Source organism: Comamonas odontotermitis (genome assembly GCF_020080045.1).
In the GTDB taxonomy this organism is placed as follows: domain Bacteria; phylum Pseudomonadota; class Gammaproteobacteria; order Burkholderiales; family Burkholderiaceae_C; genus Comamonas; species Comamonas odontotermitis.
Map to the genome: position 1 here is coordinate 2,204,558 of NZ_CP083451.1, position 13,085 is coordinate 2,217,642.

The 13,085-nt window shown below is 59.2% G+C and carries 9 protein-coding genes, 1 tRNA gene and 1 pseudogene; 7 read left to right on the forward strand and 4 right to left on the reverse strand.

What is annotated here, in order from left to right:
- The first annotated feature begins 45 nt into the window (after nucleotides 1–45).
- A complete protein-coding gene (locus LAD35_RS10185; protein WP_224152547.1) occupies nucleotides 46–2,628 on the forward strand; it encodes an EAL domain-containing protein in 2,583 nt (860 codons plus the stop codon).
- A gap of 84 nt (nucleotides 2,629–2,712) precedes the next feature.
- On the opposite strand, the gene LAD35_RS10190 is transcribed toward LAD35_RS10185, so the two are convergent.
- The gene (locus tag LAD35_RS10190) at nucleotides 2,713–5,199 is read right to left on the reverse strand and encodes a YgiQ family radical SAM protein (RefSeq protein ID WP_224152548.1); all 2,487 of its coding nucleotides are present in this window, start codon (nucleotides 5,197–5,199) and stop codon (nucleotides 2,713–2,715) included.
- Between the two features lie 325 nt (nucleotides 5,200–5,524).
- A complete protein-coding gene (locus LAD35_RS10195; protein ID WP_224152549.1) occupies nucleotides 5,525–5,707 on the reverse strand; it encodes a hypothetical protein in 183 nt (60 codons plus the stop codon).
- A 219-nt stretch (nucleotides 5,708–5,926) separates the two neighbouring features.
- Between LAD35_RS10195 and LAD35_RS10200 the strand changes: the two genes are divergently transcribed.
- The 4 genes from LAD35_RS10200 to LAD35_RS10215 all read left to right on the forward strand — a co-directional run bounded on the left by LAD35_RS10200 (nucleotide 5,927) and on the right by LAD35_RS10215 (nucleotide 9,515).
- A complete protein-coding gene (locus tag LAD35_RS10200) occupies nucleotides 5,927–6,526 on the forward strand; it encodes an IMPACT family protein (RefSeq protein WP_224152550.1) in 600 nt (199 codons plus the stop codon).
- A 158-nt stretch (nucleotides 6,527–6,684) separates the two neighbouring features.
- Entirely contained in the window at nucleotides 6,685–7,299 is a 615-nt protein-coding gene (locus tag LAD35_RS10205; RefSeq protein ID WP_224152551.1) for a GAF domain-containing protein, read from the forward strand.
- A 279-nt stretch (nucleotides 7,300–7,578) separates the two neighbouring features.
- Nucleotides 7,579–8,919: a serine hydrolase domain-containing protein gene (locus tag LAD35_RS10210; protein WP_396022743.1), complete on the forward strand. Its 1,341-nt coding sequence runs from the start codon at nucleotides 7,579–7,581 to the stop codon at nucleotides 8,917–8,919.
- A 218-nt stretch (nucleotides 8,920–9,137) separates the two neighbouring features.
- The gene (locus tag LAD35_RS10215) at nucleotides 9,138–9,515 is read left to right on the forward strand and encodes a c-type cytochrome (protein WP_224152644.1); all 378 of its coding nucleotides are present in this window, start codon (nucleotides 9,138–9,140) and stop codon (nucleotides 9,513–9,515) included.
- 100 nt (nucleotides 9,516–9,615) lie between these two features.
- Here the strand turns inward: LAD35_RS10215 and LAD35_RS10220 are convergent, their stop codons facing one another.
- Nucleotides 9,616–10,071, reverse strand: a complete 456-nt coding sequence (locus LAD35_RS10220) for a hypothetical protein (RefSeq protein ID WP_224148986.1) — start codon at nucleotides 10,069–10,071, stop codon at nucleotides 9,616–9,618.
- A gap of 102 nt (nucleotides 10,072–10,173) precedes the next feature.
- Here LAD35_RS10220 and LAD35_RS10225 point away from each other — a divergent pair.
- Nucleotides 10,174–10,247, forward strand: a tRNA-Gly gene (locus tag LAD35_RS10225).
- 287 nt (nucleotides 10,248–10,534) lie between these two features.
- Here the strand turns inward: LAD35_RS10225 and LAD35_RS10230 are convergent.
- Nucleotides 10,535–12,073 carry an IS3 family transposase gene (locus tag LAD35_RS10230; protein ID WP_224148987.1) on the reverse strand — a complete coding sequence of 513 codons (1,539 nt, stop codon included), beginning with the start codon at nucleotides 12,071–12,073 and terminating at the stop codon, nucleotides 10,535–10,537.
- A 390-nt stretch (nucleotides 12,074–12,463) separates the two neighbouring features.
- Between LAD35_RS10230 and LAD35_RS10235 the strand changes: the two are divergent.
- A pseudogene (locus tag LAD35_RS10235) lies at nucleotides 12,464–12,943 on the forward strand (transposase); the annotation flags it as partial.
- Nucleotides 12,944–13,085: the final 142 nt, after the last annotated feature.

Here is a 13,085-nt window from a genome sequence, read left to right on the forward strand (position 1 = left end):
ACCGGCCAAGCGACTGCTGGCCTGGTCATGGCGGTAGGTGGACCCATGGACTACTACGCCTCGCAACGCCCTTCTGCCTCAGGTACGGTTGCGAGCGGGATTGCGGATCCGCGTTGGCAACGCAGTCTGCGAACCCTGCGCAGCATCTGGCCTTTCATTGCGCTGGCCATTGTGCAGGCCACGCTTGCCGTCATCAGTTTGCAGATGCTCAGCGCACTGCGCTCCTTCAGCACTGGAGAAAGCCAGTGGAGCAAGGGCCAGAAGGACGCCATCTACGCACTGAGCGATTACGCCACCACAGGCAATGCCAGTGCCTATGGCCAGTTCCAGAAAGGGCTGCGCATTCCCATGAGCGACATGCAGGCCCGCAAGCTGATCGAGGCACGGGGCAGCAACGCCGAAATCCAGGCGGCGCTGCTGCTCAAGGAAGGCCGCAATGAGCTTGCAGAGATCAAGGAGCTGTTCTGGCTGACTGGCTACTTCAAGAATACCGACCTTGTGGCCCCACTCCTCGAAAAATGGCAGGCCAGCGACGGAGCCCTGATGGAACTCCAGTCTCTTGGCAATCTGATCCATGCCAGCTTGCAGATCGGCCCTCCCACACTCACCTTGCAGCGGGGCTGGCTTGCCCAGCTCAATACCCTGCAGTCCCAGCTCTCCGCCCTGGAGCAGGAATTTTCCAACGCCCTGAATATGTCGGCCCGCAAGCTCAAGGCAAGCCTGCTGTGGCTCAATATCGGAGGCGCCCTGCTCATGCTGGTGCTGCTGATGTGGCACACCAGCCGCCTCAAGCGCGATACCGAGCAGGTGGAAAACACCCTGGACATGGTGAGCCAGCGCGCCACCACCACCTTGGCAGCCATTGGCGATGCCGTCATCACCACCAATGCGGCAGGCGATGTGCTCTATATGAACCAGGCCGCCGAGCAATTGCTGGGGGCCAGCCTTCACCAGCTTTTCCTGCGCAACTTGGCAGAGCGCATGCGTACCCCGCCAGCAAACCTCGAAAGCTACCTGGTTCAGGATGCCATCCTGGACGCCTTGAGTGGCAAAGCGCTGGTGAATGAAGCCATCTTCACCATCTACGACAGCCACCGTCGTGCGCGGCAGGTGAAAATGGCCTATACCCCCATTGGTACGCACACCGGCACCGTCGAGGCGGTTTTCGTATTCCATGATGTGAGCCAGGAGCAGACCTTCATCCGCGAGCTGGCCTGGCAGGCTACGCACGACCAGCTGACCGGTCTCGTCAACCGCTATGAATTTGAGCGCCGCCTGGGGCTGGTGCTGGCCCAGCCGCACGGGCCTGAAGGCCCCGCTGGGGCCATCATGTATCTGGATCTCGACCAGTTCAAGGTCATCAACGACACTGGCGGCCATTCTGCGGGCGACGCCATGCTGCGCGCCATCAGCACCATGCTCCAGCATGGCCTGCGGGCTGAAGACACCCTGGCCCGCGTTGGCGGCGATGAATTTGCCATCCTGCTGGAGAACTGCCCCTTCAATCTGGCCAGGGAGCTGGCCGAGCAGATTCGGGACGCCGCCCAGCATCTGCGCATCCAGTGGGGAGAGCGCAGCCTCAGCTCCAGCATCAGCATAGGCCTGGTCAAGCTCTGTGCTCCCCTGGATTCGGTGGAGGAGGTCTTCCGCGTGGCCGACATGGCCTGCTTCGGCGCCAAGCAGCGCGGCCGGAATGTGGTGTATGCCTACGACCCGGCCGTAGACCAGGAAATTGCCCGCTACGTGGGCGAAATGGAATGGGTGGAGCGCATCAAGACAGCGCTGGAGAGTGACCATTTCATCCTGCATGCCCAGCCGATCCACGCCTTGAACAACAGCGCCGAGGCAGCTGCCGGCCATGGCTTGCATGTGGAAGTGCAGATACGCATGCGCATGCCCGACGGCAGCGTGATCAGTCCTGTGCACTTCATTCCCGCTGCTGAGCGCTATGGCCTGATGCCGCTGGTGGACCGCTGGGTGGTCAACAAATCGCTGGAAACCCTGGCTGCCATGCAAAAGGCTTGGCATGTGATGCCCATCTCGTGCTGCGCCATCAATCTCTCGGGTACGACCCTGGGCGATGAAAAGCTGCTGGATTTTCTGCGCCACCAGATCGAGCTGCATGGCATCAACCCGCGCATTCTGTGCTTTGAAATCACCGAGACTGCGGCCATCACCCACCTGCCCAATGCGATCCGCCTGGTCAAATCGCTCAAGGACATGGGCTGCAAGTTCTCGATGGACGATTTCGGCGCAGGCGTCTCGTCCTTCGCATCCCTCAAAAACCTGCCGGTCGATTTTCTGAAGATTGACGGTGCCATTGTGGCTGACATGCAGCGCGAGCCCGCGCACCGCGCCATGGTGGAGGCCATCAACCACCTGGGCCATGCGCTGGGCATGAAGACCATTGCCGAGTTCGCAGCCACGCCCGAGATCGTGGAGATGCTGCGCGACATGGGCGTGGACTATGCCCAAGGCTATGCCACGGGTGCGCCCAAGCCTTTCCCGGGGGTGAATGCATCCCCCGCCGCCAATGAGGCCGCTGCAGTTGCATCCTCCGCCGCCAGCGCCAGACTCGGCAGCCCTGCACCCAACCTGCCGCTCTCCATTGCCCGTGGGCTTATCTAGCAGCGGAGGCTGGCTTCGATTTCGCCCACGAAAAAGCCCGATGTAGTCGGGCTTTTTCTTTGCGTTTGTAAGGCAGCGAGTGGGTCAGCCGGGTCTGCGCGCTTTGCCGGGCTTGCCCGCTTTGACGCCGACCTTGACGCCCGCACGCGGCGGCAAGCCGGTGTGCTGCGTCAGCATCTGGCCCGCCTTGGGCTGCTGCGCCGAGCGGAACCGGACATCGCCCTTGGGCTCCTGCTGCGCCTGCGGGCGGCGCGGAGCCAGGGCAACCGCCTTGCCATCCTTGTTCACGGTGTAGCCCAGACCGCCACCGCCGGGCTTGGCCGACGTGCTGTTCTTCTTGCGCGCACTCTGGTAGCTGCCATCCACCAGCGGCTGGAAGGTGGGAATCAGGTGCTGCTTGCCATTGCCGATCAGGTCGGCGCGGCCCATGGCCTTGAGCGCATCGCGCAGTACCGGCCAATTGTTCGGGTCGTGGTAACGCAAGAACGCCTTGTGCAGACGGCGGCGCTTTTCGCCACGCACGATGTCCACCGACTCCTCATCCGCGTCGCGCATCTGGCGCCGCACCTTGGTGAGCGTGTTGCGACCGCTGTGATACATGGCCGTGGCGGTAGCCATGGGGCTGGGATAGAAAGTCTGCACCTGGTCGGCGCGGAAACCGTTCTTCTTGAGCCAGACTGCGAGGTTCATCATGTCCTCGTCGCTGGTGCCCGGATGGGCGGCGATGAAGTACGGAATCAGATACTGCTTCTTGCCTGCCTCTTCGCTGAACTTCTCGAACAGCTGCTTGAAGCGGTCGTAGCTGCCGATGCCGGGCTTCATCATCTTGGACAACGGCCCTGTCTCGGTGTGCTCGGGCGCAATCTTCAGATAGCCGCCCACATGGTGCTGCACCAGTTCCTTCACGTACTCGGGCGACTTCACGGCCAGGTCGTAGCGCAGGCCCGAGCCGATCAGAATCTTCTTGATGCCGGGCAGCTTGCGCGCGCGACGGTAGATCTTGATGAGTGGCGCGTGGTCGGTGTGCAGGTTCTGGCAGATGCCGGGAAAGACACAACTGGGCTTGCGGCAGGCCGCTTCAATTTCGGGGCTCTTGCAACCCAGGCGGTACATATTGGCCGTGGGGCCACCCAGGTCGGAAATGGTTCCGGTAAAGCCCTTGACCTTGTCGCGGATGTCTTCGACCTCCTGGATGATCGAATCCTCGGAGCGGCTCTGGATGATGCGGCCCTCGTGCTCGGTGATCGAGCAGAAGGTACAGCCGCCAAAGCAGCCGCGCATGATGTTGACCGAGGTGCGGATCATTTCCCAGGCGGGAATCTTCGTCTCGCCCTCATGGCTGCCCTGCGCGTCAGCATAGCTAGGGTGTGGGTTGCGGGCATACGGCAGGCCAAAAACCCAGTCCATCTCGGCGGTGGTGAGCGGAATGGGCGGTGGGTTCAGCCACACATCGCGGGCCGTCGCACCCTCGCCGTGTGCCTGCACCAGCGCGCGGGCATTGCCGGGGTTGGTCTCCAGGTGCAGCACGCGGTTGGCATGGGCGTAAAGGATCGGGTCGGCCTTGACCTGCTCATAGCTGGGCAGGCGCAGCACCGTCCTGTCGCGCGGTGGCTGCTTGCCCTTGGCGCGCAACGACAGGTTGGGGATGAACTGGATGGGTTGGGCGGCAGGCCCTGCCTCGGCTTTTTTGACGCCGCCAGCATTGATGACCTCTGCGCTCATTGCTCCTGAATCAGGAGCATTTTCCTTGGAGCAGGTCTGCCCCTGGGCTTCGGCCTGCTCGCTGGTGGTCATATACGGATTGATGTGGGGCTCTACCACGCCGGGCTCGTCCACAATGGACGAATCCACCTCATACCAGCCTTCTTCCGACGCGCGGCGGAAGAACGCAGTGCCACGCACATCGGTGATGCTCTCCACAGGCTCGCGCGCCGCAATGCGATGTGCCACCTCGACCAGGGCCCGCTCGGCGTTGCCGTAGAGCAGAATGTCGCACTTGCTGTCCACTACGATGGAGCGGCGCACCTTGTCGCTCCAGTAGTCGTAGTGGGCAATGCGGCGCAAGCTGCCTTCAATCCCGCCCAACACAATGGGCACATCCTTGTAGGCTTCGCGGCAGCGCTGGCTGTAGACGATGGCGGCACGGTCGGGGCGCTTGCCACCCACGTCGCCGGGTGTATAGGCATCGTCCGAGCGGATCTTGCGGTCTGCCGTGTACCGGTTGATCATCGAATCCATGTTGCCCGCCGTCACACCCCAGAACAGGTTGGGCTTGCCCAGGGCCTTGAAGGCCTCGGCACTGTGCCAGTCCGGCTGGGCAATGATGCCCACGCGAAAGCCCTGCGCCTCCAGCACACGGCCGATCACCGACATGCCAAAGCTCGGGTGATCGACATAGGCGTCGCCCGTGACCAGAATGATGTCGCAGCTGTCCCAGCCCAGCTGATCCATTTCCGCGCGGCTCATGGGCAGGAACGGTGCAGTGCCAAAACGCTTGGCCCAGTATGGCTTGTAGCTGGTCAGCGGCTTGGCGGCACGTTCAAAAAAGGAGACGTCAATGGGGGCAGTCATGGGCAACAGTCAGGGTAAAGCGCGCTCTGGCTCGGGCAGGCCATAGCAGCAACAGGCCCGATATTTTAGGGAAATAGCCCGTAGCGCGCTTTCATACGGGTATTGTTGCTATTAGTTTTATAGTTTTCGCAACATGCAGCGCGGGTGGCCAACAGCGAAAGCCTCCATACAGATATTGCGCTGCATCAATGTGTCTCGCATTGTCGCATGTTTGACTCAGATTACAAAAACCAAGGGCAGCCTGCGCTGCCCTCTTTCCATCAGTCAATGGACCCTGGCCCTGCCCGGCATCCACCCGGCTCCAGGCCGGGAAGCTGCCCGGTGTTCACCACTCTCCGCATTCACGCACACGCTGCGCCAGGTCCACATAGCCGTCGTCATCGTTGGCACTGGGATGTGCCGGCAAGGCGGCCACGAGCTCGGTTGCATAAGCAGGCAGCTCCATGTCTGCTCTACCAAAGCCATGGTTGTTCAAGGCGCCCAAGTTGGTTTGCAGTTGGTGTTGCATATGTGCTCCCGAAAAAGATCTGTGTGAGTAAAAAGGGCTGAAGTTGATAAAAAAGAATCGAGGTAGACTCGCGCCTTGCCTCGTTATCCCTGTTTGCCTGATGCAGTGCGCCGTCTCCGATGCACCCCCGTCATTGAAACAATGGTATGTGTCTAACGCATGACGTTGCTGTCTCGTTGACGCCAACATGTTGTAAGCAAACATCTCTTTCCTCGTCCGATGCCCTACACCCTGGCGCAAGCCGTCCATAGCGATCTGCTGATCAAGAAAAGCCGATTCATTGGCTGCGTGCAACCCGTTGCAGACCGTGCCCAGGCCCAGGCCATCGTGCAGCGCCTGCGCGCCGAACACCCCGCCGCCAACCATGTGTGCTGGGCCTTGCTGGCGGGCGGCCAGTCGGCAGCAGTGGACGACGGCGAACCCAGTGGTACCGCCGGCCGGCCCATGCTCGATGTGCTGCGCCACCAGCAGCTTGAAGGCGCGCTGGCCACCGTGGTGCGGTACTTTGGCGGCGTCAAGCTCGGAGCTGGCGGCCTGGTGCGCGCCTATACCGATGCCATTGCCCAAGCGCTCTTGCAGGCCGAAAAGGTGGAGCGCCAGGCCATGGCCTGTTTGCAGTGCAGCATTCCATACGCACTGGAAGGCACGTTGCGCCGCGAAATTGCGCAGGCCCAGGCCCAACTGCTGGCCATCGAGCACGCAAGCCAGGTCGTTGCCACCATTGAATTGCCCGCCAGTGCCGCCCCGGCGTTCATTGATCGCATGAACGATCTGGCCCAGGGGCGCATTGGCTGGATCGATATACCCGAACTGCCCTAGGGAATCTCTACAAAGCGCGTTGCTCATCGGGCTGTAACGACTGCTAAAACATTTCCACCGACACAGCTGACCAAACATACCTATTTTTGTGTTTAAGATTCGTATCATCAATTCGAAAAAGCTGCACCTTCGCGCATCGTTTTTGGCAGGAGTGATCGATGGCAATTCATTTGTGGGACTATGCACCAGACGCCTTGGAAGTGGCGATGAGCGAACTTTTGGTGGCAACCGCCGACGAAGCGGATACGCTGATTGACCAGAATGTGAAAGAGGTGCTGCATGGCCTGCGCGAGCACCTGAACATGGATGTGATCTTCGTCTCCGAAATCCGTGACGGCAAACGCATGTTCAAGTACGTCAACCACAAGCCCGACCGTGCGCTGATCGAAACGGGCGGTGGGTCCACGCTGGAAGAATCCTTTTGCCAATGCGTGCTCGACGGCCGCCTGCCCCGCCTGGTACACGACGCTGCGGTCTATGCCGAGCAAGCCAGACTGCCTCCGACGCCATTCCGGGTTGGTGCACACCTGAGCACGCCCATCGTGCTGTCTGACGGCCAGGTGTACGGCACGCTGTGCTGCTTCAGCACCGAACCTGACCCTGGCCTGCGGGAGCAGGACCTGCAAAAGCTCGAATGCATCGCCAAATACACGGCCAAGCGCATCGACGTACGCCGCAACCTGGAGCGCGAAGCCGAAAGCGGGCAGTGGAAACTCCAGCCACTGGAAGACAACCGGCCCACCCTCCCGAGGCCACGCACGACGCGGCCCTGAAGGCCTCTGGGCGCACTCCATGGACATCCCTCTGGCACCTGGCAAGAGTCGCATTGCCGCCACAAAGCCCGAAAGACCGGGCTGGGCAGCTCGCAGTTGTTGACGTGATTCCCCTCTGCAATGGCTCAGCGGAGGAGAATGGACCGTGCTTTGAGTATTTGCCATCTGCCAGATCACCGGTGTTCTGGCTGGTGACACGCTCACCGCACGATGCGGCGAACCTGGCTCTCCCGAGCTGTTCAGGCTTCGGCTATTTGATACACCCCATGGACCCAGGACATGACACCTCACCAATGGCTGAATCGCGTGGCAAGCCTGATTGCCGCATCCCTTTTGCTTGCCAGTCATGCGCTCGCGGCGGACAAGGCGCCGCACCAGCAGTACCCTGATGCCGCAGCCAGCGACCCTGTCAAGCTGGGATGGATGGCGGGCTCCCCTCCCCCTGCAGATCGCATTCTGCGGTTTGATGATGGCTCGTATTTCCGCTTTCCCGCCATGCGCTGGAGTGTCTCGCACTTTCGCGAACTGATGCCCACAGTGAACGTCTCGCGTGGTCTCGGTCCCGCAACGTCGCTATCACGGGCATTGCGCGAAGACATTGACCGACTGGAGTTCAAGCGCCTTGACTCCGGCGAGAAGATGACCTGGAGCGAATCGCTGCAAGCCAACTACACCGATGGCATCGTGGTGCTGCACCAAGGCCGCATCGTCTATGAGCGCTATTTTGGCGCCCTCCAGCCAGATGGTCAGCATGGGGCAATGTCAGTAACAAAGTCCTTCGTGGGAACACTGGCGACCATGCTCGTTGCCGAGGGGCGGTTGGATCCAGCGCGCAAAGTGGCGGAATATGTACCGGAACTCGCCTCTTCGGCTTTTGGTAGCGCAACCGTGCGCCAGATCATGGACATGACCACTGGCATCCAGTTCAGCGAAGACTACGCTGACCCCAACGCTGAGGTCTGGGCCCATGCGGCAGCCGGCAACCCGCTGCCCAAACCCAAGGACTTTACCGGTCCGCGCACCTACTACGAATTTCTGAGAACAGTGAAACCGCAAGGCTTGCACGGTGAAGCATTCGGCTACCGTACGGCCAATACCGATGCCCTTGGCTGGATCATTGCGCGGGTTACCGGACAGTCCGTAGCACGGCTATTGTCAGACCGCATCTGGAGCCAGTTGGGTGCAGAGCAAGATGCTTATATGTCCGTCGACTCCATCGGAACGCCTTTTGCAGGCGGCGGCCTCAATACGGGCCTGCGCGACCTCGCCCGCTTTGGCGAAATGATTCGCAACAATGGCTTCTACAACGGCAGACAGATCGTCCAGGCGGCAGCTATCGAAGACATTCGCAAAGGTGGAAAACCCTCAGACTTCGCGAAAGCTGGCTACCAACTCCTCCATGGCTGGACTTACCGCAACATGTGGTGGATCACGCACAATGAACACGGCGCCTTTGCCGCGCGTGGCGTACACGGCCAAACGATCTATGTCGACCCCAAGGCGGAAATGGTCATCGCCCGGTATGGATCACACCCCGTCGCCGGAAATGCGGCCAACGATCCCACGTCCCTGCCAGCATTCCATGCACTCGCGCTGCATTTGATGGCACACTCACGCTGACAAATTCCACACCTCTGTCGGCAAAGACAGCCGACACGGCCACCTGGTGATGAAGGCCTAAATCAACGGTGAGAGATTGCAGCAAATGCTGGGGCTCCCATCCCGACAAGGCTGTAAATTCCACCATCCCCAAAAAAATAGAACCTCTCCGTGCCGCCATGGCACAGGGGAAGCTCTTTCCAGACACATCATCGGCTCATCAACAAATTGGCATAAAAATGAAAAAATTTCTCATTGCCTCACTTGCCTTGTTCTCTCTGGTTCGACCAACTCCATCGCTCGCCGACAACGTCAATGGGAAAACCATATACCTTCAGCGCTGCGCCATGTGCCACGGTACCGATTTGAAAGGAACAGGCGCGCTGGCCAGGAAGAGCACGCCTCCAACCCCTGACCTGACACCCCCCGCGTTCAAAAAACGGCTCAACGACTACCCCGGCGTCATTGTTTCATCCGTGGTGCTTCGCCCCAATGGCGATTTGATCCCTAGAACATTGCAGGAGAACGGAGTGAAGCTCGCGCCGTTCAATTGGAGAAACAAGGACCTTCGCGATCTGCATCAATACATGAGCGGAGAGATTTCAAGAAGCCGCTGACTTGCATGCCGCATCACATCCACCCCGAGCCTCGCTTTTCCATTGTGCCGGGTCGGCTGTGAAGATTTTGCCCGCGCGCGCCTGAACCGCGCCTAGACGCCTACGCTTCGCCAGAATCAGATGGCATTCCGTCCACACCAAAGGCCACGCCAAGCTGTTCCAGCTTCGCACGCGCCTCATGGTGCACCACGCCGCGTTTGCTGGTGTCCTTTTCCAGCAACCGAAAAAGAGTGTGCTTGCCAACATTGGTATTGCGGATCACTTCCACACGCACACCCCAGAATTTGTCATTGGCGAAGCGGTCCAGAATGTCTGCATCGGCATCCGGATTCATCGCTGCAGTGGCCCGAATTGCCTGGTTAGGATCAGTCAGAAATGGCTCCAGCTCTGCAGTGCTTGCTGCACCACATGCGGCGATGTAACGCTTTTGCTCTGCGGCTTTCTGCTCAGGTGTCTTTTTTGCCATCGGTTTCTCCGAGAAATGGGATGTTCTATCCTCAGGACTGCTCTTGCAGCAGAGCATAAGCCTGGAAGCCTGCGCCTTTGGAATGGCCAATAGGCCGCCACCCCACTTTCAGTAACTTCGCCACTCGCGGATCGAATTGCAATGTAGAATCTCCCCCGCATGCCGTGATGTTGCTTTTCAAGGCATGCAGACGCGGGTGTCGTTCAATGGTAGGACTCTTGCTTCCCAAGCAAATAACGTGGGTTCGATTCCCATCACCCGCTCCAAAAAAGCATATCCAGAAATCTCTGAACCTCTCTCAAGCCCACGAATAGTGGGCTTTATTGTTTTTAGTACGTGCATCTACGCACCTTGGATGATATAGACATACCCCAAGCATGGGGGTATCTTTGAGGGCATCTTCAAAAGTGATCGAGGGAAGCCCTTCGAAAGCCCCCCATGCAGACCCCCATGCTCTCCCCTTCTACGGTTCAGAACGCAAAGCCTAAGACCAAACTGTTGATTTCCACGCAAACCTGACCCACCGGGGATGCGGATAAAAACTTGGACTGGTTTACGCCGCAAGTCCAAGGCTCGCCCGGTATTCAACAGGGCTGAGAGAGCCAAGGGATATCTTGATCCGCTTCTCGTTGTACCAGCGGATGTACGAGTCGACCACCTCAATGAACTGCTCGATGGTCGTGCCCTTCCAGTCCCGAGGATAGAACAACTCGTTCTTGAGGCGGCCGAAGAAGCCTTCGCAAGCCGCGTTGTCAGGAGAGCAGGCCTTGCGAGACATCGAGCGGGTGAGGTTCGCCTCGCTCATCCTAGAGAGCCAGCCTGGCCAACGGTAGTGGCCACCACGATCAGAGTGGACCACTGGACGATCGCTTGTGTCTGCCACTGTCTCAATAGCTGCATCCAGCATTGAGTTGACCAGCTCTGCGTCCGGGCTCGTTCCAATGGTCCAGCTCACCACCATGCCGTCGAAGCAATCGATGATGGGTGACAGGTACACCTTGCCTGCTGGGATCTGGAATTCTGTAATGTCCGTGAGCCACTTTTCATTTGGGGTGGCCGCCTGGAAGTCACGGTTGATGATGTTATCTGGTGCCGGGCTGATCTCGCCGAGGTAGGACGCGAACCTGCGCCGCTTGGGCTTTGCGACGACCAGATTCTCTTGCTTCATCAGCCGCTGCACCACTTTCTCGGAGATCGGGCCTTGCTCTCTGGCCAGAGAGGCTTGCAGCCTGCGGTAGCCGTAGCAGCGGTGGTTGGACTCAAAGATCTCGGTAAGGGACTGGCGCACCACAAGGTACTTGTCGCCGACCACTGTGCGGGACCGATGGTAGAAGTACGAGCTGCGTGCAAGACCCAACTGTGCGAGGAGCTCTGGCAGGCGGTAGTGCTCCTTGAGGGCGTCAATCAGCAGTGTCTTCTCCCGGTTGGACAGGAGCTGCAGATCGACGCCCAGACCTTTTTTTAACAGTTCATTGGCCTTGTTCAAGAGGTCCTGCTCAAGGCGCAGTTGCCTGACTTCGCGGCGCAGTATCTCAACCTGGCGCTCGAGTTCTTCGCGCTCTCGCTCCTGCGGTGATTGATCGGTGTGTTTCATTGATGCGGGTGCCTCACGTCCCAGCAGCTGGTTCTTCCAGTTGTACAACGTTGGCCGGCATACGCCGAACTTATCAGCCACTGTTTGCGCACTTTGCTGCCGAGTGCAAAGCTCCATGACTCCCGCTTGCTTCAAGCTCTCGGGATACCTTCGTTGACCCACACTGCTAACCAGAGCCCTTCTGGCCTCAGGGAATGCCTCACGCACCCATTTGGTAAGCGTTCCACGACCGGGGTAGCCCAGCGCCCTCATGGTGGCCGCGATGCATCGGTCATGGGTGAGGTAGTGCTCGATGGCTGCGGCCTTCTGCGCCTGCGAGAACTTCGGTTCACGGCCTGCGTAGCCAGCGGACAAGTCGAGCTTGAGTTGGTACTCGTTGTACCAACCCTTCAAAGAATTCTTCGTCGGATAGCCCAGCTGCCGGATGGTGGGCCTGACGCGCTTGCCCAGCTTGATGTAGAGCTCAACGGCTCGGATTCGATCTTCGTAGGAATACATGAACTACCTCCTGGTAGTCCAAGTTTTCGTCCGCATCCCCTCCCGGGGGCTACTGGGTCATTTCTGCGTGGAAATCAACACCATTAGCGGTCTTGGCTTAAAAATTCTCTGAACTTGCCAGACGTGAAATCAAAGATGCAATGAACAGGTCAGACCAGCAGCAGGCAAGCTCGATTGTTGCACTGTGAGTCGCAAGACATCACGGGATTTGAAAGGGGCCCTGCTGCGCGGTTTGTTTCTTGGGGCGCACACCAGGTGCACAACCCCGTCTGTAGATGTGCAGTCTGTTCCTCGTTTTACGCCTCTTGAACACCACGGCATTCAGGTCTATCAAAAAGAAAACCATCAGCGTTTTCTTTTATGGGAAGTCTCTGTAGTGCAACAAAGCCCCCGGCAACGACGCTACAGACCTGCATCGTGCACCTGATCCGCAACTCACTGGACTATGCCAGCTGGAAGGAACGCAAAGCGCTTGCAGCGGCGATCAAGCCGATCTACACGGCAGTGACTGCAGAAGCCGCACAGGAGACTCTGCAGGCGTTTGAATCAGGGCCCTGGAGGCAGAAGTTCCCCACGGTCGCCGCAGCCTGGCGCAGGGCTTGGGACCGGGTGATTCCGTTCTTCGCGTTCCTACCCGAGATCCGGCGCGTGATCTACAAGACCAACGCCATTGAGAGCGTGAATGCGCAGCTTCGAAAGATCATCAAGACGCGTGGACACTTCCCGAGTGATGATGCTGCGACCAAGCTGATCTGGCTGGCGCTGCGCAACATCACGGCCGACTGGGCCAGAGCCGCACCGCACTGGAAAGCGGCGACGAACCAGTTTGCGATGTTGTTTGAAGAGCGATTTACAACAACTGGACGCTAGAATTTAGAAGTGGCTTCAATGTGTCACTACCTTGTGCAAACGCTTCGCACACAGAAATTCTGACAGGCTCGATTTAATCGAAAGCATCAACGAACAGGCCCGCCGTCCGCTCTGAAACTGTCTTGGAAACAGGGCAACGACC